At 64.1% G+C, this 18,093-nt stretch carries 24 protein-coding genes; 21 read left to right on the top strand and 3 right to left on the bottom strand.

The annotated features are described in order from the left end of the window. The first annotated feature begins 12 nt into the window (after positions 1–12). The 7 genes from ACTJK8_RS06300 to ACTJK8_RS06270 are packed head-to-tail and all read left to right on the top strand — an operon-like array spanning position 13 to position 3,450. A complete protein-coding gene (locus tag ACTJK8_RS06300) occupies positions 13–471 on the top strand; it encodes a RusA family crossover junction endodeoxyribonuclease (RefSeq protein WP_440761696.1) in 459 nt (152 codons plus the stop codon). Next, on the top strand, positions 468–668 hold the full coding sequence (locus ACTJK8_RS06295) for a hypothetical protein (protein WP_440761695.1): 201 nt from the start codon (positions 468–470) through the stop codon (positions 666–668). The genes ACTJK8_RS06300 and ACTJK8_RS06295 overlap by 4 nt, the downstream gene beginning before the upstream one ends. Further along, the gene (locus ACTJK8_RS06290) at positions 665–1,282 is read left to right on the top strand and encodes a class I SAM-dependent methyltransferase (protein WP_440761694.1); all 618 of its coding nucleotides are present in this window, start codon (positions 665–667) and stop codon (positions 1,280–1,282) included. The genes ACTJK8_RS06295 and ACTJK8_RS06290 overlap by 4 nt, the downstream gene beginning before the upstream one ends. 4 nt (positions 1,283–1,286) lie before the next feature. Then, entirely contained in the window at positions 1,287–2,138 is an 852-nt protein-coding gene (locus tag ACTJK8_RS06285) for a hypothetical protein (protein WP_440761693.1), read from the top strand. Positions 2,139–2,184: 46 nt separating this feature from the next. Beyond that, positions 2,185–2,703, top strand: a complete 519-nt coding sequence (locus ACTJK8_RS06280; RefSeq protein WP_440761692.1) for a hypothetical protein — start codon at positions 2,185–2,187, stop codon at positions 2,701–2,703. Continuing rightward, complete coding sequence (locus tag ACTJK8_RS06275; protein ID WP_440761691.1) at positions 2,700–2,993, top strand: hypothetical protein; 294 nt, start codon at positions 2,700–2,702, stop codon at positions 2,991–2,993. Before ACTJK8_RS06280 ends, ACTJK8_RS06275 begins: the two co-directional genes overlap by 4 nt. A 22-nt stretch (positions 2,994–3,015) precedes the next feature. Then, positions 3,016–3,450, top strand: a complete 435-nt coding sequence (locus ACTJK8_RS06270; protein WP_440761750.1) for a hypothetical protein — start codon at positions 3,016–3,018, stop codon at positions 3,448–3,450. 151 nt (positions 3,451–3,601) lie between these two features. Here ACTJK8_RS06270 and ACTJK8_RS06265 read toward each other — a convergent pair whose 3' ends face one another. Next, the gene (locus tag ACTJK8_RS06265; protein ID WP_440761690.1) at positions 3,602–4,954 is read right to left on the bottom strand and encodes a hypothetical protein; all 1,353 of its coding nucleotides are present in this window, start codon (positions 4,952–4,954) and stop codon (positions 3,602–3,604) included. A gap of 493 nt (positions 4,955–5,447) precedes the next feature. Here ACTJK8_RS06265 and ACTJK8_RS06260 point away from each other — a divergent pair, with 493 nt between their 5' ends. Next, complete coding sequence (locus tag ACTJK8_RS06260; RefSeq protein WP_440761689.1) at positions 5,448–6,305, top strand: hypothetical protein; 858 nt, start codon at positions 5,448–5,450, stop codon at positions 6,303–6,305. A gap of 121 nt (positions 6,306–6,426) precedes the next feature. Here the strand turns inward: ACTJK8_RS06260 and ACTJK8_RS06255 are convergent, their stop codons facing one another. Further along, positions 6,427–7,305: a hypothetical protein gene (locus tag ACTJK8_RS06255; RefSeq protein ID WP_440761688.1), complete on the bottom strand. Its 879-nt coding sequence runs from the start codon at positions 7,303–7,305 to the stop codon at positions 6,427–6,429. 327 nt (positions 7,306–7,632) lie between these two features. On the opposite strand from ACTJK8_RS06255, the gene ACTJK8_RS06250 reads away from it, so the two are divergent. The 11 genes from ACTJK8_RS06250 to ACTJK8_RS06200 all read left to right on the top strand — a co-directional run bounded on the left by ACTJK8_RS06250 (position 7,633) and on the right by ACTJK8_RS06200 (position 13,814). After that, complete coding sequence (locus tag ACTJK8_RS06250) at positions 7,633–7,875, top strand: hypothetical protein (protein WP_440761687.1); 243 nt, start codon at positions 7,633–7,635, stop codon at positions 7,873–7,875. Positions 7,876–7,983: 108 nt separating this feature from the next. Then, a complete protein-coding gene (locus ACTJK8_RS06245) occupies positions 7,984–8,814 on the top strand; it encodes a recombinase family protein (RefSeq protein ID WP_440761686.1) in 831 nt (276 codons plus the stop codon). An 11-nt stretch (positions 8,815–8,825) separates the two neighbouring features. Next, entirely contained in the window at positions 8,826–8,987 is a 162-nt protein-coding gene (locus tag ACTJK8_RS06240) for a hypothetical protein (RefSeq protein WP_012322585.1), read from the top strand. After that, on the top strand, positions 8,984–9,211 hold the full coding sequence (locus ACTJK8_RS06235) for a hypothetical protein (RefSeq protein WP_440761685.1): 228 nt from the start codon (positions 8,984–8,986) through the stop codon (positions 9,209–9,211). The genes ACTJK8_RS06240 and ACTJK8_RS06235 overlap by 4 nt, the downstream gene beginning before the upstream one ends. Continuing rightward, positions 9,205–9,393, top strand: a complete 189-nt coding sequence (locus ACTJK8_RS06230; protein WP_440761684.1) for a hypothetical protein — start codon at positions 9,205–9,207, stop codon at positions 9,391–9,393. The genes ACTJK8_RS06235 and ACTJK8_RS06230 overlap by 7 nt, the downstream gene beginning before the upstream one ends. Continuing rightward, positions 9,390–9,569 carry a hypothetical protein gene (locus ACTJK8_RS06225; RefSeq protein ID WP_440761683.1) on the top strand — a complete coding sequence of 60 codons (180 nt, stop codon included), beginning with the start codon at positions 9,390–9,392 and terminating at the stop codon, positions 9,567–9,569. Before ACTJK8_RS06230 ends, ACTJK8_RS06225 begins: the two co-directional genes overlap by 4 nt. Then, a complete protein-coding gene (locus tag ACTJK8_RS06220; RefSeq protein ID WP_440761682.1) occupies positions 9,569–9,874 on the top strand; it encodes a hypothetical protein in 306 nt (101 codons plus the stop codon). The genes ACTJK8_RS06225 and ACTJK8_RS06220 overlap by 1 nt, the downstream gene beginning before the upstream one ends. Before the next feature lie 16 nt (positions 9,875–9,890). Further along, positions 9,891–10,178 (top strand): DUF5681 domain-containing protein, encoded by a 288-nt coding sequence (locus tag ACTJK8_RS06215; RefSeq protein WP_440761681.1) that lies wholly within the window; start codon positions 9,891–9,893, stop codon positions 10,176–10,178. Beyond that, a complete protein-coding gene (locus ACTJK8_RS06210) occupies positions 10,168–11,472 on the top strand; it encodes a PBSX family phage terminase large subunit (RefSeq protein ID WP_440761680.1) in 1,305 nt (434 codons plus the stop codon). The genes ACTJK8_RS06215 and ACTJK8_RS06210 overlap by 11 nt, the downstream gene beginning before the upstream one ends. Further along, the gene (locus ACTJK8_RS06205) at positions 11,463–13,544 is read left to right on the top strand and encodes a portal protein (protein ID WP_440761679.1); all 2,082 of its coding nucleotides are present in this window, start codon (positions 11,463–11,465) and stop codon (positions 13,542–13,544) included. Before ACTJK8_RS06210 ends, ACTJK8_RS06205 begins: the two co-directional genes overlap by 10 nt. Before the next feature lie 15 nt (positions 13,545–13,559). Further along, a complete protein-coding gene (locus tag ACTJK8_RS06200) occupies positions 13,560–13,814 on the top strand; it encodes a hypothetical protein (protein ID WP_440761678.1) in 255 nt (84 codons plus the stop codon). A gap of 78 nt (positions 13,815–13,892) precedes the next feature. Here the strand turns inward: ACTJK8_RS06200 and ACTJK8_RS06195 are convergent, their stop codons facing one another. After that, on the bottom strand, positions 13,893–14,537 hold the full coding sequence (locus ACTJK8_RS06195; RefSeq protein ID WP_440761677.1) for a hypothetical protein: 645 nt from the start codon (positions 14,535–14,537) through the stop codon (positions 13,893–13,895). Positions 14,538–14,725: 188 nt separating this feature from the next. On the opposite strand from ACTJK8_RS06195, the gene ACTJK8_RS06190 reads away from it, so the two are divergent. Further along, positions 14,726–15,760: a hypothetical protein gene (locus ACTJK8_RS06190; RefSeq protein WP_440761676.1), complete on the top strand. Its 1,035-nt coding sequence runs from the start codon at positions 14,726–14,728 to the stop codon at positions 15,758–15,760. 604 nt (positions 15,761–16,364) lie between these two features. Then, positions 16,365–17,819, top strand: coding sequence for a caspase family protein (locus tag ACTJK8_RS06185; protein WP_440761675.1), 1,455 nt, complete (start codon positions 16,365–16,367; stop codon positions 17,817–17,819). The last annotated feature ends 274 nt before the right edge of the window (positions 17,820–18,093 follow it).

Below are 18,093 nucleotides of genomic sequence, written 5' to 3'. Positions count from 1 at the left end.
TGGAGGCGCGCGGTGTCCGAGACCGTCATCATCCGCCTGCCGGGTGCCCCTCGCGGGAAGGGCCGGCACCGCGCGCAGCTCGTCCATCGGGGAGGAGTGGCGCGCATCCACTCCCATCCCGACCAGAAGACCGAGGCGTACGAGAGCGCCCTGCGACTCGCGGCCGGCGCCGTCATGCGGGGGCGCGCCCTGTTCACCGGGCCGCTGGAGGTTCGGATCTTCGCCACCATGCCGATTCCGGCGAGCTGGTCGAAGCGGAAGCGGCTGGACGCGATCGAGCGCCGCCTGCGGCCCACGACCAAGCCCGACTGGGACAACATCGCCAAGGTCATCGACCCGCTGAACCACGTCGTCTGGGCTGACGACGCGTCCGTGGTCGATGGCCTGGTCCGCAAGTTCTACGGCGAGTCGCCCGAGCTGGTGATCCAGGTCGCGGCGCTGGAGCCGCAGGCCGTGAGGGCGGCGGCATGACATGGGTGCTGATCTTCTCGGGCCGCGAGCTGTTCCGCGGCACCTATGGCGACGCGCTCGACGCGGCCGAATCCATGCGCCTCTGCGAGCGCTCCTACCATCCGGACGGGACGGAGCTGGCGCCGCGCCTGAATCGCGGCGTGATGCTGGTGCTCTCGCGGATGGTCCCGGCCTTTCGACGGAGGGCTGCAGCGTGAGCCACCGCGAGAACAAGGCGCACGCGCTCTCGGAGCGCGGGAACGACCTCTACGAGACGCCGGCCGTGGCCGTGCGTGCGCTGATGGCGATCGAGTGGATGCCGCGGCGCATCTGGGAGCCGGCCTGCGGGCCCGGCGCCATCGTGCGCGAGCTGTATGCGGCCGGGCACGAGGTTCTGGCTACAGACCTCGTCGACTACGGCTGGAAGGGGCAGGTCTCGGACGTCGACTTCCTGAAGGTCGACGCGGCGCCCGAGGGCATCGACTGCATCGTCACGAACCCGCCCTACAAGGACGCTCGCGCCTTCGTGGAACAGGCCGTGCGGCTCTGCCCGCGCGTGATGATGCTGCTGCGGTTCTCGTTCTACGAGAGCATCTCGCGCGGTTCCATCCTCGACACCGGCACGCTGGCCCGGGTGTATTGCTTCCGCAAGCGCCTGCCGATGATGCACCGCGACGGCTGGGAGGGCCCGAAGGCCTCCTCGAACATGGCCTTCGCTTGGTTCGTCTGGGACCTCTCCCACCGCGGCCCGACGCAGCTCAGCCGCATGTCCTGGGAGGACTTCACCGAGGCTGACCACGCGCCCGGCCCGATGCCGATGGCGGCGGAGTAGGCCGATGAGCGATCCCACCCTCATCGCCGATCTGGCCCGCGCCGGCCTCGAACCCGAGCTGTTGCAGCGCGTCGCGATGGAGCTCGCCCGCGCGCAGGTTGCCGTCGAGGCGATCGAGAAGCGTCGGACCTCCGACCGGGCCCGCCAGGGGCGCGTGCGTCACGTGAAGTCACGTGACACCGCAGACGGCACGTTACCCCCCGGCCCCTCCCCGGATGGTCCGCCCCCTCCTCCTGCACCTCCACCCCCACCCCTTAACCCCTCCCCAACCCCCGGTTCCGACCCTGAGGGGTCGGCCGACGACGTCGGGCAGGCTGGCGGCACTGGGTCGGCCGATGCCGACGAGACCCGGAGCTTCCGCCGGGAGCTGATGACCCGGGGCATCGCGCTGATCTGCGCCAACACCGGCCGGTCCGAGCACTCGGCCCGCGGCCTGATCGGCCACTGGCTGGGCATCGCCCACGACGAGGCGGTGGTGGTGCTGGGCCTGATCGAGGAGGCCGACGGCCGCGAGCTGGCCGACTTCTCGAGTTGGGTCGAGCGGCGCCTCCAGGCCCGCCGCGAAGCCACCGGCCGCCGGCCAGACCGCGGGCGCCCCGCCCAGCCAGCGCCTACGGGCCTCGCCGCCCGCCTCATCCGCCAACACGCCGAATCCCTGACGGGAGCCTACGATGTCGAACCGCCTGCCATCGACGCGAACGACCCTGATGCCGGCCCCAGTCGAGGCAAGGATCTCGGCACTGCATGGCAGGCTGGAGGCGCATCCCGTCCTTCCGACGCGGTATTGCGTGCGGCGGGACAGGGCGGTCTCGACCACCGAGCGGCAGCAGCTCTGCGCGCTCGCCGCGCGGCTTAACGCCGAGCTGACGGCGGCCTCAAACCCCCGCCATGTCGACGTGGTCGTGACCCGAGTCCTCCTCGGCTTCGAGCAGGGGCGCGGGCGCGGCGACGACGAGAATGAGGTGCTCGTCGCGGAGTACGTGTCGGCGCTGAAGGCTCTCCCGCTGGCCGCGATTCACGCCGCGGCCGAGCGCTTCCGATCCGGCGAGACTCTGCGGCCCTGGTCGAAGCGGTTCCGGCCCTCCCCGGCCGAGTTCGCAGACGAGGTGCGTGAGGGACTGATCCCGCTCCGGACGCGGCTGCTGCACATCCGGCGCGTGCTCGAGGCCGAGGTCTACGACGTGCCGACGGCGGAGCAGCGCGCGGAGGTCGCGAAGGCGGCCGAGGCGCACCTGCAGCACATGCGGCAGGCCGAGCCCGCGCGGCACCGCGCCGAGACGCCCGCCGAGATCGCCCGGGCGCAGCGGGCGAAGCTGGACGAGGACCTTGCCCGGCTCCGCGCGACCGGCCACGGGCCGGACATCGGCCGGCTGATGGCCCGCCTCGACCAGCGCCAGGGCCTGACCAGAGGTGCGTCGTGAGCCGGCGTCCCGATCTCTGGAAGGCCAATCTGCGCGACCGCGAGGCCGCGCGGAAGGCGGCCGACGCTGAGCGAGAGCCGCCAGCCGAGCACGTCTGCGCCGAGTGCGGCGTGTTCGGCGCCTCGTTCGGCTTCGGATGCTTCCGGAATCGCTCAGAAGGGCTGTGGTCGTGCGCCGACTGGCAGTGCCTCGCGATCGTCGAGGCGCGGGCCGCGGTGCCGCCGATGCCGGCCGAGCCCGCCTGGGCCGATCCGCCGGCGCCCGATCTGTTCAGCCGCTCGGCCGCTTGAGGGAAGCGCGTAACCGGTGCTGATGGCGAACCCGCTGAGGATCGAAGGCCCGGACCCGCCGGCCATGACGTGCGCGGACGTGGAGCGGTGGTTGGTGGCGGCGTTCATGGCCTTCACCAGTTCGGGCATCTTCAGCGTGCGGCCGAACCGGCTGCAGCCGAACGACCCGGAGGAGATGCGGGCGACCTTCGATTGGATCGTCTTCTCGGCGGAGGTCCTGGGCCGGGACAGCGAGGAGCGGATCGCCCTGCTGACCTGGGCCCGGGCCAAGGCGCGGCGTCGGATCAAGCGTCACCGCCGACTTCGGCTGCTCAAAGACGTGCCCGGCGGATCGATCACCGACCATTGCCGTGAGTTTGGGATCTGGCGGCGAACTTTCGACCGGCGCCGGAAGCGAGCCTGCGAGCGGCTAGCGGAGGCTTGGAACCTGCGTCGGCCAGGTGGTGCATCAGCCTGACCGATTTGAGGCCGGCGAACTTTGGCTAAGCGGCCCAGCAGGGCTGCTTACAACCCGAATTAATCATGCAAACGATCATCACTTCTTTCAGATAGCCACCATTCGCCGCCCGTCAAATAATTATTATCACTTCAAATATGGGCACTATGGCTTATCGTGACTGGGGCGATTTTGGATCAGCCGTCTCTTTCGATGCGGGGTCTTTCACAGCTAAAATATTGCTATGCTCTTGCTCAAGCAAGGCGACGAGATCAACAAGCCAACCCCTGATCTTAGGATTCCAGATGTCGCCATGGCCGCTCATGATCTCGGGACCCGTCCTCGCGACCATAAAGGGGTTATAGGGTGACGTGGCCGCCGGATTGTCGCCCGCTTTGACCCGTTTGTCTTCTCTATTAATCCTAATGAGACAAACAGGTCCAATTTCTAAGTTGTCGATTTCACCCGACCTAGTCGTGTCGCCATCGGTGCAGCTCGATCCATGCCGTTCCGTGAAAATATGAGTTCGATAGGGGCTGTAATTGCCGAGCGTCATAAGTTCGCGCGAGCTTCTTGCTAAGCCCAACCACTGGCCAATCGGAAACGCCTTGCGGGTTGGCCAGTCGGCGCTTGTCGAGAGCGTCACCAAGAGTGGTGGCTGCTCCGGTGAGAATGCCTCCTCGACACGGGAAAGATTGTCAAACGCGGTGTACCGAGACGCCTCAAAAGCCGGATTTAACAGGATAACCGCATCTGCAATGCCACGGAACACCTTGTAGGTGCTGTACGGGCGGCCCGGATGTGCCATCTGGGCGGCTGCCAGTAGCGACGGGGCTGTTGCAGCAAACAGCAGGCGAGCACCGAAGCTGTGGCCAATCGCGATGAAGCGATCGCGCTTCGCAGGGTCCGCTCGTATGATAGCCCCAACTGCGCTAGTAATTGTAGTGACCGCGTTACTCTGAGCGATGCGATCCGCATTGTTTTTCTTCGCCCAGAAGGTTATGTTGTCCAAAGCGTCGCCAAGGTTAGCGTCACCATTCCATCCAATGTAAATCCCGACTACATAACGTTGGTCGCCGTATTTTGATCGAAGAGCTTTTATTAGCTCAGTAAAACTTTTATAGTTGTCGTCATTTTCATTGGCAGAATGCTTCCAGCCATGAACGAAGAGAACGACAAGTTTGGGCCGATCCTTCGGTGCGTCAGGATCCACTTCTACGCCGAACGGCTTTTGCGAAGATACTCTGTTCCAATTCGTTTCGTAGAGGGCGTTGGTAAAATCGCATCGACGCGCGAATTCGCCAGCGTTGGTCAGCCTTATGACCTTAATGCTATCATTCGGCCGCCTAATGTGCCGAGGGTCATCCGGCGACCCTTCCGGACATTTGTATTGAGTCGGATCCGGCGGCGGATCAGCTCTGTTGAAAAACAACGGGCTTAATTCAAATCCTAGGAAAAGTATAATTACAACGGCGGTCGAAATGTATGAGGCTATACTTCTGAACCGCAATCGTAACTTGCCCATGAGTGCATCCGCCGATCCGCCGACAATCAGAGAATGATCATCAAAGCATATCAAAAATTTTGGTCAATGAAAATATTGCTTCAGAATTTACTTTCGAGAATTTGTAGATCTTGTGTAGTATTCATCAATGTTAAATCAGCAACATCTTCAAAAACTCAACGGACGAATGAAATTTTCGCCAAAAATGACGGATATTCAGAAGCATATTCCTATGGCAATATTTTAGATTATACAGTGAATTGCGCTTTTTGCCGCCCTGATTGCCAGAAATCCAAACATCGCGAGGAAAATTGTAGCGGCAAAAGAAATCCGCCCGTTGTGGACTTCGAGAGTGGATCTTGACGGTGGAGTTCGAGCAATAGCGATGGCTTTGAGCTCTGGATGCGGCGCGAGCCTGCGCTCGCTTGCCAGTGTCCAAAATCGGGACGCAGATCGGGTGTCACGGATCGACGGAAGGTCGACCGCTTCAAGGGGCACCACCGTGGCAGCGTCCATGACCAAGGCCATCACCCTCGCCGGCTCGCCGGCAACCCACTCGCACGAGCGGTTCGCTCGGCCAGAGCGGCGCCGGGATCCGCGCGGCGACCGGTACGATCACGCCGGCGCCTTCGACCCGCGCACCGACCTGTCGAAGCCGGTCCGGGGCAAGCGCGGCCCGATCGAGACAGCGGCCGTGGCGGTCGACGATCCGTGGACCCCGGGCGGTCGTTCGCTCGCCTCGGTCAATCGCCGGGTCGACGTCCTCGAGATGGAGCGCTCGCACGGGCGGCTCACGGTCTCGCAGTACGAGGTCGGGCGCCAGGTCCAGGCGATCTTCGAGCGCGCCTCCGGCGCCCGGCTGGGCTCCATGGAGTTCGGTGTGCGTGGCTCGAAGGACATGACCATCGCGCACGAGTTGTCCGTCATCTACGCGATCGACGACGCCCGCCTCGTGGCGAAGCTGAAGGACAAGGTCGTCCGCGCCGTCGGCGTGCCCGGCGCCCGATTCCTCCACGAGGTGCTCACCGGCCGGCAGACCTTCGCCCAGTTCGCTCAAGCCCGTGGCAAGGGCGGCGACCGCGGCACCAGCCAGATCGCCGCGCACTTCCGGATCCTGATGGAGAACCTCGACGAGGACTTCGCGGCCGAGGGCGTCGCGAACGTGCAGGAGCGCTTCTTCCAGGGCCAAAAGACCGGCGAGGAGACCGACGCGCTGGGCCGCGCCGTCCCGGCCGGCCAAGGCCAGTACTGGGGCGCCGAGGAAGCGCGCTACGCTCCGCAGGCCAAGCCGGACGTCCAGCGGGCCGTCGCGGGGCGCGGGCGGGTACGGGACATCGTGGCGGCGCGGTGCCGGGTGGGCGGCGACGCCTGATGCCTGCCTGCCGCCGGGTTCGCCGCTCGGCATGTGCCAAGTCGAGCGGCTGACAATCTGCTTCGCGTACTCCACCCTCCTTGTTGCCGAACGACGTACAGGAAGATGGGCAGCGGGCGGATCATTCGGTGGCCCGCGCTTCCCGCGGAGACGCTTGCAGTAAGGCCTTTCCTTCGAGCGCCTCCTTCTGCTTCGTATTGAGTAGCTCGCCGGTGCCGACTACAACGTGATATTGTGGGGCGCCAGCTTGTCCAAACAATCTTACATTGACGACAATATATACTTGGAGTCCTACTATTCTGTACTCTAAACTAACTTCGTGAAGTTGAGCAGACGGCTCTGGGGCCTGAGGCAGCCCTCCTATCAGATGGCCATAGTTGCTTGATTTCCCGAGTATAATCGGAAGTATCAGCGGTCGAAAATTTCCGTACCCTAATTCTGCAGTAGCAAATGAATACGCAATTTTTGCCAACATGCGGCAAAAGACATCGGCCTGGACTGCACCAACACGAAGTCCGTGACGCTCTTTCTCGATGTATGGCCTTACTTCTTCCTCAGGCACATTCGCCCAAATCCCGCATCCGATTAGATCAGAATGAAACTCCGGCGCGCCAAGCAGTATCCTTGCTTCGTCTAAGATCGGAACGGCGAACATGTGAGGATAATTGACCACGTCGACTTCAGTTACGGTCTCCCCAGCAGGGGTCTTGATATAGATCTCAAGCTTAGCGGGCCTGTCTTTTTTTCTTCTAGTTTTCAGACCAAGCTTGATGCGTATATTTCCTAGTAGTTTTCTTTGGCAGACTCCCTCGAAACGACCTGTGATCCGCGAGCAATCATCGCAACTCGAACTCGGAAGGACTATGTTGCCATTCAATCCGAATGGAATGATGTGTTCTTCGCCGAGCCGTACGCCCTCAATTCCGCAATATATGCAGCGCCCAACTGCTGCGTATGTTTTTATTGGAGACGTTGGTTTCGACATGTTGACCACGAGCAAAAGGGCCCCTCGCACAGGCTGAGGCGTCGCATCGATCGAATCAAGTCCTCCTCCGCAGATCCGGATTGACCCGACGGGCGAAACCCGGCAAAACCCGATTGTCGCGAGACGCGCGCCCGGGGCTCAGAAGCCGCCGGGCGTTTGCATGTCCGCTCCGATCTTCCGGTACTGCACTGGCGGACGCGCTGGGCTCTGGCCGGCAGGGGCACGGCACCGGCTGAACGAGCCGGGCACGGCCCCGTAAGTTCCCCGAGACCGAACCCGCTCAACAGCTTAGGCGTTGCTCCGGCAGACGCAGGCGGTGTTCCGTGCCATGATCGGTCCCCGATGAGCGCCCACGCTATCGTCACCGCGATCGAGGAGGAGAGCCTCGCGCTCTGCCGCCTCCGCGCGACCGGGCGCCAGGACGTCGACCTTGCCGCGCGGGACCATCACTGCCGGCGCATCCGGTCGCTGATCCGCCAGCTTCGGCCGCTGATCGGGACCGTCGAGAAGCGCACCTTCGGCCTGTCCGGACAGAGCGAGAAGGGCAAGGCGTTCACGGTGGCCCGGCGGCGTCGGGCGGCCTGATTTCGAGGCCATTTCCAAGGTCTCCTGAGATCTTGGAAATATCGGCTGTTTAGACGCTAAAACGTAAGAAAAATCAGAGGCTTGCAGGTGGTTTCGGGCTCACGTCGTGTGGGCCGCCAGCGGGCCCGGAATAAAATCCAGACTGAGACGAAGGCAGCCAGCGCCGTCCGGGCGCTCGGGTACCTGCGGGTCTCGACGGAAGAGCAGGCCGCGACCGGCCACGGGCTCGAGGCGCAGGAGAAGGCGGTTCGCTCCTTCGCCGAGAGCCAGGGCTACGAGCTGATCGAGGTCCTCACCGACCCCGGTGTGTCGGGCGCGACCCGGCCCGCCGATCGCCCCGCCTTCGGGCAGGCGCTGGAACTCGCCGCGGCCAAGGCCTTCGACGTGCTGCTGGTGGCGAAGATCGACCGGCTGTCCCGCGACATCCGCCACGCGATGACGACGGTCTCGGGTCTGGCAGAGCAGCACGAGGTCGCCTTCCGGTCGGTCACGGAATCGGTGATCGACACCTCGAACCCGATGGGGCGGACCTTCTTCGCCATCTTCGCCGGCATGGCGGAGAACGAGCGGTTCGTGATCCGGGACCGGACCGCCGGCGGCCGGGTGGCCAAGGCCGGCAAGGGCGGCTTCGCCGGGGGCCAGGCGCCCTACGGCTACACGAAGGATCTGGAAGGCGGGCTTCGGGTCGTTCCGGAGCAGGCGCGCATCGTGCGCCGGATCTACCAGGAGCGCCGCCGGAAGCGGACGCTCCAGGCCATCGCCGACGGCTTGAACGCCGAGGGCATCCCGGCGCCGAAGGGCGGCCGCTGGGCCGTCTCCACGGTCGCCTACGTGACCGACAACCCGAAATATCGCGGCGCGATCGAGTACCTGTTTCGCTGGAACGGGACCGAGACGCACGTCCTGCAGCCGGGCGCCCACGCCGCGATCATCGGCTGACGAAGGCTTCCATGCGCATCGAACTCGTCCACGAGCCCTCCGCCGGGCCTCGTCCCTTCCTGCTGCGCGCTCGTCTCGCCGGCGGCCTCGTCCAGGAGGGCTTCGCCACGCGCGAGGCAGCCGAGGCCGCGCGCCCGGCGTTCGCGTCGGCGCTGCGCCAGGCCTTCGCGTGACCGCACGCCCGGACTTCACCCCGGCCGACGCGGACCGAGCGCTTCGGCATGCGCAGCGCCTCCAGCGCGACCCGGCCGCCCAAGCCTACGGCGACCACCTCCGCCGCAAGGGGCTGATCCCGGCGCCGGTCCGGCTCCCGGCCGAGACCCCGTACGACGAGGCCCGGGCCGGCGAGTTCGAGGTCCGCCGCTCCATGGCGATGCTGCGGGTCCGGTCATGCTGAAGCGCCTCGTCCTCCGCTGGGTGTTCGGCGCCCGGCCGGCCGCGCCCGCGCCCGCTCCGATCGTCCACCGCGGCGAGCGCGAGCTGTGCCCCGGTCCCGGTCTCGGCGCGCCGGCCGGCCCGGTCCCGAAGCTGTCCTACGACGAGGCGCTGCGGTGCTTCGGCGTCCACCAGGGTCGATGACGATGCCCCGCGTCTGCGCCGCCCTCATGCTCACCGGCATCGCCGCGGCGGCCCTGCGTGCGCGGCGCCCGGCCGCATTCGTGATGGTCCGGCCGGCGCTCCCTGCCGATGTGCAGGTCTCGGCCGAGCGCCTGATGCTCCTGTTCGGCGACATGCCGTCCCGGGCGGTGCACTGATGCGCGGCATCGTCGGTCTCCGGCACCTCGCCGGCATCCTCCTGGTGCTCGTCGCCGGCTGGGCCTGGGTGTGGGTGTTCGACCGGCCCGCGCAGGCCGCCTCGTCGGGCTTCCTGGCCGGCGCCCTCGCCTGCCCCGCCGGCGTCGAGGGCTCGGCCTGCACCCGCGAGACCGCGCTCGACGTGCTCACCCAGCCGGTGGCGCTGGTCACCGAGTGCCCGATGGTCGGCACGCTGCTGGCCACGCATCTGAGCCTTCCGGCCGGCGGGACGCACAAGACGTTCTGCGAGCGGCGCCGCTCCTGAGAACAAGGCCCGAGCAATGGCTTTCCAACCTGGGCAGTCGGGCAACCCTGGTGGTCGTCCGAAGGCGTCGGCGCGCGTCCGTGACGCCGCCCGCGAGCACACCGAGGCGGCCATCCAGGTCCTCGTCGAAATCGCGATGGGTGGCGAGAGCGAGGCCGCCCGCGTCGCAGCCGCCAACGCCATCCTGGATCGCGGCTACGGCAAGCCGACTCAGCCCATCGACGGTGACGGCGAGGGCGGCGCGATCCCGACCGGCATGACGGTCACCTTCATCCGGCCCGGGCAGCCGCCCGATGCAGGTTGAGTTTCCGGAGAAGCTCGCCTTCCTGTTCGAGCCGGCCCGCTACAAGGTCGCCTACGGCGGTCGCGGCGGGGCGAAATCCTGGGGCTTCGGCCGGGCGCTCCTCATCATGGGGGCGCAGCGGCCGCTCCGGGTGCTCTGCGCCCGCGAGTTCCAGAACAGCATCGCGGAATCGGCGCACGCGCTGTTCGCGCAGCAGATCGACCTCCTCGGGCTCGATGGCCTTTACGAGGTCCAAGAGAAGCGGATCCTCGGCCGGAACGGCACCGAGTTCATCTTTAAGGGGCTCCGGCACAACGTCGCCTCGGTGAAGTCGACGGAGGGCGTGGACGTGTGCTGGGTCGAGGAGGCCCGCACCGTCTCGAAGACGTCCTGGGATGTGCTGATCCCGACCATCCGCAAGGAAGGCTCGGAGATCTGGATCAGCTTCAACACGGAGCTGGAGGGGGACGAGACCTACCAGCGGTTCGTGGTGCATCCGCCGACCGGCGCGCGGGTCGTGAAGATCGGCTGGGAGGACAATCCCTGGTTCCCCGATGTGCTCCGGCAGGAGGCGTTGGACCTGAAGGAGCGCGATCCGGTCGCCTACGAGACGGTCTGGGGCGGCAACTGCAAGCAGGTCCTCGACGGGGCGATCTACACCCACGAGATCCTGGCGGCCTCGCGCGAGGGCCGGTTCCGGAAGGTCGCCTTCGACCCGACGAAGCCGGTGCACACGTTCTGGGATCTGGGCCGGGCCGACAAGACGAGCGTGTGGTTCGCCCAGCAGGTCGGGCTCGAGTTCCGGCTGATCGACTTCTACGAGAGCCGGGGGCACTTCTTCCGGCACTACCTGGATGAGCTGGCCGGGCGGGCGGCCGAGCTGGGCTACGTCTACGGCGAGCACTGGCTCCCGCACGACGCTCAGAACGAGCTCCTCGCCTCCGAGCGCACGATCGAGCAGCAGATGTGGGCGGCCGGGTATCAGGTCCGGATCACGCCGAAGCTCTCGGTCGCCTCGGGCATCGACGCGGCCCGGCAGGTGTTCGCGCGCTGCTGGTTCGATCAGGAGCGCTGCGCCGACGGCATCCAGGCGCTGCGGAACTACCGCTACGACGTCGACGAGAAGACGCAGGCCTTCTCGAAGAACCCGCTGCACGACTGGGCCAGCCACGCGGCCGACGCCTTCCGCTACTTCGCCGTCGCGATCGCCGAGCCCCGCCCGGACGATCCGCCGGCTGACACCCCGAACGATCGCTACGACCGGCGCCGCCGTCGCGAGCGCTCCGAAACTCACGAAGGTACCGGATGGGCGTGACGGACACCGACGCGCCGGCCGACGAGGCCGTGACGCCGGAGGAGCAGGCGGCCCTCGACCGCGAGGCGCTGTTCCGCAAGCATCGCGCGTGGTTCCGCGCCGACCGTGACGCGTCGTCGGAGTGGCGGAAGGAGGCGAAGATCGACTTCGACTTCGTCGCCGGCCACCAGTGGGACCCGCGCGACCTCGCCGCGCTGAAGGAGCAGGGCCGGCCGCCGATCACGTTCAACCGCGTGCTGCCGGTGATCAAGGCCGTCGCCGGCTCCGAGGTCTCGACCCGGCAGGACATCCAGTACCTGCCGCGCGAGATCGGCGACGCCGCGCTGAACGAGGTGCTCACCGAGGCGTCCCGCTACCTCGCGGACGAGGCCGACGCGGAGGACGAGGAGAGCGATGCCTTCGTGGATGCCGTGATCTGCGGCGTCGGCGTGATCGAGCAGCGGCTGGACTACGAGATCAACCCGGACGGCGCCTACGTCGAGGACCGGGTGAACCCGCTCGAGATGTTCTGGGACCACACCGCGACCAAGCGCGGGCTGTCCGACGCGCGCCGGGTGTTCCGCGCGAAGACGATGGACCGGGCCGAGGCCGAGGGCCTGTTCCCGGACGCCGACGCGTCCGACCTGGATGCGGCCTGGGCCGAGGATCGCGACGGCGGCGAGGCGCACCATCAGATCCAGCCCGGCGAGCACCGGATGGACCGCCGCGAGGCGGCCGACGCCGGCACGGGCCGCGTCACCATCGTCGAGGTGCAGTGGTGGGAGCGGAAGAAGGTCGCGGTCGTCATCGACCCGCAGTCGGGCGAGCCGCTCGACATGGATCCGGCTCAGGCGAAGGTGCTGGTGCAGCGCGCCGCCGCCATGGGCATGCCGCCCGTGCAGGTGTTCCACCAGATGAAGCGCGTCTGCCGGCGCGCGTTCCTCGGCGCGACCGTGCTGGAGGAGGGCCCGGCGCCGGCCGGCGACCGCTTCTCCTACGCCTTCCTCACGGGTGACCGGGACCAGAACAAGAGCTCGTGGTTCGGGATCGTGCGCCCGATGCGCGACCCGCAGCGCTTCGCCAACACGTTCCTCAGCCAGACGCACGACATGCTCAACCGCCAGGCCAAGGGCGGCGTGATGGCCGAGACGTCGGCGGTGAAGGACATCAAGCAGTTCGAGGCGTCGGCGGCCAAGCCGGGCGCCACGACCTGGGTGAACCCCGGCGCCCTGCGCTCCGGCGCGATCAAGGAGAAGCCCCTCCCGGTCCTGCCCACCGGGCACTGGCAGATGATGGAGTTCGCGATCGGCTCCATCCGCGATTCCTCGGGCGTGAACCTGGAGCTGCTCGGCCAGCAGCAGAACGATCAGGCCGGCATCCTGGAGATCCACCGCAAGCAGGCGGCGATGAACATCCTCGCCACCGCGTTCAACGCGCTGCGGCGGGCCCGCAAGCACATCGGCCGGGTGCGGCTCTACTTCATCCAGCGCTACCTCTCGGATGGCCGGCTGGTGCGGATCACCGGGCCGGCTGGCCAGAAGGTGATCCCGCTCCTGCGCGACCAGACCGCGGGCGACTTCGACGTGATCATCGACGAGGCGCCCTCGTCGCCGAACCAGCAGCAGGTGGTCTGGCAGACCTTCGTGTCGGTGCTGCCCGTCATTCGCGACATGATCACCCCGCAGATCCTCCTCGAGGTGCTGCCCTACTCGCCGTTCCCGGACAGCTTCGTCGCCAAGATGCGCGAGCTGCTCGCGACGCAGCAGCAGGATCCGGAGGCCCAGCAGCAGAAGCAGATCGCGATGCAGCAGGTCCTCACCAAGATCGAGGAGGGCGCGGCCACCGCCGATCTGAAGCGCGCCCAGGCCGAGCATCAGCGCTCGCTCAGCGCGTACGACCAGGTCGACACGGTCGGGCGCACGCTGGAGATCGCGCACGGTCACCAGCAGGTGACGCAGGGCGCGGCCCCCTCGCCCGAGCAGCACCGGCACGCCGCTCCGGCCCCCACGCCGCTCCCCGTGGATCGGGCGCCCTTCGCGATGCTGCCGCCGCCCGCCGGGCCCGAGCAGTACCCGGGCCGGGCCGGCTTCTAACCTGCGAGCCCGTCGATGAAGCTCGTCCAGCTCCGGATCTTTTCCGGCGATCCCGAGACGCCCGGCGAGGCGATCTACGTCCACCCGGACAACGTCGGCATGATCGAGGTCGGCATGGCCGATCCGCCCGCCTCCCAGGTCTGGCTCAGGGTCGGCACGCCGATGCTGCTGGTCGACGGCTCGCCTGAGACCGTCGCGGCCCTCATCGCGGAGGATGGCATTCGGCACATGCCATTCACTCCGCGCCCCCTTACCCGATCACGCGCATAGCCGCGCGTTCAGTAGGTGCGCCTGACCGCTTCACAAATCGGCGGCACCGGTGTGATGTCGTGAGGATTGTTCACTGACCTAACGCCAGAAGGACCTTACACGAACTCTTCGAACGCTAGCTTCATAGCGGTCAAGCACCGTCTGAAAACCCTTCCTGACATCCCAATAAAATTCAGATGGATACGGAGGAACATCGATTGATCCGCCAAGAGAAATTCCGCTGCTGTTCAGTTCATGGACCGAATGCTCCGCAGCGTAGTGCTCGAAATATAGTTTGAAGCTATCTGGTATTTCCGATCCCTCCAGCAGATGTATCTTCGTTGATAAAATCCGGTTGATTTCCTTGTGCACCGGAAGGAAGAATTTGTTATAGAATGTTGTTGTTATTCCAGGATTATTATTGTTAAACGATATCAAGTGTATAACGGAAGCTAAAGAATCGAGTTGATCGGTCAAGGAGACGAGGGGGCCATAAAAATCTCTGATCTGTTCGGCGGTATGATCTATCGTGAGCTTGGTTTTCTGTATTCGATCATCTTTATATATATTTAAAATATAAGCACAAAGCCAACCCATTGCTCCAACAAATGCAGCAGTCACTGCGTTGTCAGACAATACTTCTGCAGCTCCTGGCACTGGCGCACCCGCTTTAAATCTTTCCGACCTTGGAGTGAAAAGCCCAATTTCGTAAAAGGCACAAGCCAAACTTGCATTCGGTCGCATCAAATCCGGTTAGATGAAGCCGGCCTAGGCCGAACCACGGAAAGCTGCCGACGAGGCTTGGCCTCGTCGATGGGTCTGCTGCCCGAGCAGCAGTCTGGCCATCAGAGCATCAAACGTCCGGCAAAGAGTCTAGCGACCGTCTGGCTTACGCCAACGGGAGCACAAACCATCCACTTCACGAGGACAGCATGTTCGATAACGATTTCGCCTCCACCAGCGACAGCGCCGAAGGACTCACGGCCGAGGAGCAGGCCGCAATGGACGCCTACGAGCGCGGCGAGGATGCGTCCTCCGCCTCGACGGCTGCCCCGGCGCCCGATGCCGCTCCGGCCGGTGGTGAGGCTGCTGCTCCCGCTGCGGCTGCCCCCGGTGATGTCGTGGACCCCGAGGCCGATGCCGGCTCGCCCGACGAGAACAAGGGCAAGTTCGTCCGCCACGGCGCGTTCCACCAGGAGCGCGAGCGCCGGAAGGCCGTCGAGAAGGAGCTGTCCGACCTGCGCGAGCGGTTCGCACGCGGCGACGAGCGCCTGCGCATCCTCTCCGAGGCGATGCAGCGTCCGGCCGGCGCGGCCCAGACCGCGACGCCGGCCGAGCAGGCGAAGGTGCCGGACCCGGCCGAGGACATCTTCGGATACGCGAAGTACCTCGAGGAGCAGATCCAGGCCATCCGCGCCGGTCAGACCGAGCTCACCGAGACCCAGAAGAAGGCCGAAGAGACCCGCCGCGCCAACGACGCGCGGAACGAGGTGATCGGCTTCTACCAGCAGGACCTCCGCGCCGCGATCCAGGCCGACGCGTCCGTGTCGGCCGCCTACGAGCACCTGTTCTCGGGCCGCGTTGCCGAGCTGACGATGTTCGGCATGTCCCGCGACGACGCGATCGCGGCCGTGCGTGAGGAGGAGTTCAACCTCGCCCAGAGCGCCCGCGAGCGGGGCACCTCGCCCGCCGCCATGATCGCACAGCTCGCCAAGAGCCGCGGGTTCGCCCCGAAGGCAACGGAGGCCGCGCCGGCCGCTGCCGCTCCCGCCGAGACCGCCGCGCAGAAGGCCGAGCGAGTCGCCGCTGGCCAGGCCGGTCCGGGCAAGTCGCTGTCCGCCGCCGGTGGCGCGCCGGCCGGCGAGGTGACGCTGGAGATGCTAAGTTCGATGAGCGAGGCTGAGTTTGAGGCGTTCGCGACCAAGAACCCGCAGAAGCTTGCAAAGCTCATGGGCGCTGAAGCCTAGAATAGCCATTCAAACCGCTTCCCACAGCGGCCGCTTTCGATCTTTTCGGATCCTGAGAGGGGCCGCCTTCATGCGCTTGAAAAAGCCGAATCGCGCCGAAACCGGAAACGGGGGGCAGGTCCGCTTCTGAACAGATCCGCAGTGAAGCAAACGACGCTATTCAGCCAATGTTGCATGGCGCGGCCCTGCTCTCTCTGACCAAACTGCAGAAATTTCGATCGCAGAAGGGATTAAACATTGCGGGTAAACGTACAATTCTGTAACTAATTTCCGAGCTGTTTTTTCTGGGATTTGGAACGATCGCTCCGCTTGGATTGGATTGCTTCCAAACGTTGGCAATCGATCGCGCGGAGCGTCGCGTCAAAACAGAATTCGCATATTGATTTTGAGATTTTTTTGTGTCGATATGCGTGAAAGCCGTCGACGAACATGCGGCGCATGACACGCCAATCTTCCGGCGCAGAGTTTGTGCCGAAGACAAAACCAAATGCTGCGATAAATATCTGACGTTGGGCAGTGGTCTTCTTCGATTTATGACCCGCTGTCGACTGCGCGAGTCGTAAAGATCACCTAACGTACGGAAAAATCATCAGGAGGAGCGGCTATGACTAAAGGTATTTCACTCCACATTGGATTGAATTCGGTCGATGCTGATCATTACGCTGGATGGTCGGGGCCGCTCTTAGCGTGCGAAGCTGATGCACATGACATGAAAGCGCTGGCAGTCTCACAGGGATACGAGCCTCAAGTCCTTCTTACGGCCGAAGCGACACGGTCTGCCGTTCTCAAACAAATCAGACGTTCTGCCGAAAGGCTGCAATCAGGCGATATATTCTTCCTAACTTATTCCGGACACGGGGGCACTGTCGCCGATATGAATGGCGATGAGAAAACCAGAAAATCCCAAGACTCAACATGGTGCCTCCACGACGGAGAGCTCATTGATGACGAAATATACATAGCTTTAACAGATTTCAAGGAAGGGGTTAGAATATTTGTGCTGTCTGATAGCTGCCATAGCGGAACGGTACTAAGAGGTGTTCTGTCTGGTATCTCTGAGTTCAAGAGGTTTCGCGCTATCCCGAAGACACAGCAGCGACAGGTCTTTCTCAAAAATAAGGATTTCTACGAGGATTTAATTGCAAACCCAGCCCGGGAGGGAGCCAAAGCGCGTGTTGTAGCCTCTGCGCTACTTATCTCAGGATGCCAGGACGAACAGACATCTCTGGATGGTGATACTAACGGAGCGTTCACGGCGAAGCTGAAGTCGGTATGGAACGACGGCCACTTTAAAGGCGACTATCGCTCATTCTATCAAAAAATTCGCGACGGAATGCCTTCGTATCAGCAGCCAAACTGGTTTCCTGTCGGACGAAATCAGGAGGAATTCTACTTACAGAAGCCCTTTTCAATAAAAATGTCTGCAGTTCGGCCCTCAAAGTCTTTGAATGGCGATCTAGCGAATGGCATGGCTCGTGCCGCAGACGGATCGCGCATACAGCGACTGATCGATCTTGGCAGCGATCCGGCCAGTTGCGCGCGCCTTCGCGAGCACGCTCGTCAAGCTATGGCGCGCATTTACGGGAAGCCGACTTTCAAGAACGCTTGCGCAGCTACGTTGAGTATTTTCTTGCGGGAAGCGGGGATCGATGTCCCTCTCGAGTACGGGGCCGGCAGATTGGCCCGCATTCTGGAACGCGACCGGGGTTGGCAGAGAATACCAGTCGGCAAACAACAAGCGGGAGACGTCGCAGTTACCGAGGACAATGGGCCCCCGGCGGGATCGGATCACGTGTTCCTGGTCGTCGAGCGGCTTGGTAGCGACAAAATGCTTATAGCCGATAACCAGACGAACAAATGTCCGCACACCCGGTATGCTTCCGGCTCGGACGGCAGGACAGCAGTTCAGTACTTCCTCAGGGCACCTGGCTATCCTACTTCTAAAGCCAAGGACAAAGAAGACGACATCGACTACCAAGATGAAGATTTTATCTATCAGGATGGTGAGACTAACGATCTCGTTGTCCGTTATGATGAGAAGGGAATACCGCTCCAGTGATATAAGCGTCGGTGTTTTAGGACAAAATTCTAATCATGCGTCTTTAATTAAGACAAAATAACCTCAATCGACGGCTTCATATATCGGGCGGAACGTCCGTCGTAAGCTGAGACCAAGGTTAGATCGCCCACCATAGCTCAGCGCAGCTATGGTGGGCGTCTATTGGGAAAAACGCTTGACCCGACGGGCGAAACACCGGATATCGCCAGTGTCGCGTGATGTGCGGGCCTGAGGCCCCGTCCCGCTTCCCTCCAGTTTCCGACCGGCCCACGCG

This window comes from Methylobacterium sp. 22177 (assembly GCF_052045615.1).
GTDB classification, from domain to species: Bacteria; Pseudomonadota; Alphaproteobacteria; order Rhizobiales; family Beijerinckiaceae; genus Methylobacterium; species Methylobacterium radiotolerans.
Note: the sequence above shows the minus strand (reverse complement) of the source record. Positions and strands in the feature narration are given on the sequence as shown.

Bases quoted from the DNA above. Each gene is read 5' to 3' on its own strand.
- ACTJK8_RS06295 (WP_440761695.1), top strand. From the start codon at position 468: ATGACATGGGTGCTGATCTTCTCGGGCCGCGAGCTGTTCCGCGGCACC.
- ACTJK8_RS06285 (WP_440761693.1), top strand. From the start codon at position 1,287: ATGAGCGATCCCACCCTCATCGCCGATCTGGCCCGCGCCGGCCTCGAA.
- ACTJK8_RS06270 (WP_440761750.1), top strand. From the start codon at position 3,016: ATGGCGAACCCGCTGAGGATCGAAGGCCCGGACCCGCCGGCCATGACG.
- ACTJK8_RS06265 (WP_440761690.1), bottom strand. From the start codon at position 4,954: ATGGGCAAGTTACGATTGCGGTTCAGAAGTATAGCCTCATACATTTCG.
- ACTJK8_RS06260 (WP_440761689.1), top strand. From the start codon at position 5,448: ATGACCAAGGCCATCACCCTCGCCGGCTCGCCGGCAACCCACTCGCAC.
- ACTJK8_RS06250 (WP_440761687.1), top strand. From the start codon at position 7,633: ATGAGCGCCCACGCTATCGTCACCGCGATCGAGGAGGAGAGCCTCGCG.
- ACTJK8_RS06240 (WP_012322585.1), top strand. From the start codon at position 8,826: ATGCGCATCGAACTCGTCCACGAGCCCTCCGCCGGGCCTCGTCCCTTC.
- ACTJK8_RS06230 (WP_440761684.1), top strand. From the start codon at position 9,205: ATGCTGAAGCGCCTCGTCCTCCGCTGGGTGTTCGGCGCCCGGCCGGCC.
- ACTJK8_RS06225 (WP_440761683.1), top strand. From the start codon at position 9,390: ATGACGATGCCCCGCGTCTGCGCCGCCCTCATGCTCACCGGCATCGCC.
- ACTJK8_RS06220 (WP_440761682.1), top strand. From the start codon at position 9,569: ATGCGCGGCATCGTCGGTCTCCGGCACCTCGCCGGCATCCTCCTGGTG.
- ACTJK8_RS06215 (WP_440761681.1), top strand. From the start codon at position 9,891: ATGGCTTTCCAACCTGGGCAGTCGGGCAACCCTGGTGGTCGTCCGAAG.
- ACTJK8_RS06210 (WP_440761680.1), top strand. From the start codon at position 10,168: ATGCAGGTTGAGTTTCCGGAGAAGCTCGCCTTCCTGTTCGAGCCGGCC.
- ACTJK8_RS06205 (WP_440761679.1), top strand. From the start codon at position 11,463: ATGGGCGTGACGGACACCGACGCGCCGGCCGACGAGGCCGTGACGCCG.
- ACTJK8_RS06200 (WP_440761678.1), top strand. From the start codon at position 13,560: ATGAAGCTCGTCCAGCTCCGGATCTTTTCCGGCGATCCCGAGACGCCC.
- ACTJK8_RS06195 (WP_440761677.1), bottom strand. From the start codon at position 14,537: ATGCGACCGAATGCAAGTTTGGCTTGTGCCTTTTACGAAATTGGGCTT.
- ACTJK8_RS06190 (WP_440761676.1), top strand. From the start codon at position 14,726: ATGTTCGATAACGATTTCGCCTCCACCAGCGACAGCGCCGAAGGACTC.
- ACTJK8_RS06185 (WP_440761675.1), top strand. From the start codon at position 16,365: ATGACTAAAGGTATTTCACTCCACATTGGATTGAATTCGGTCGATGCT.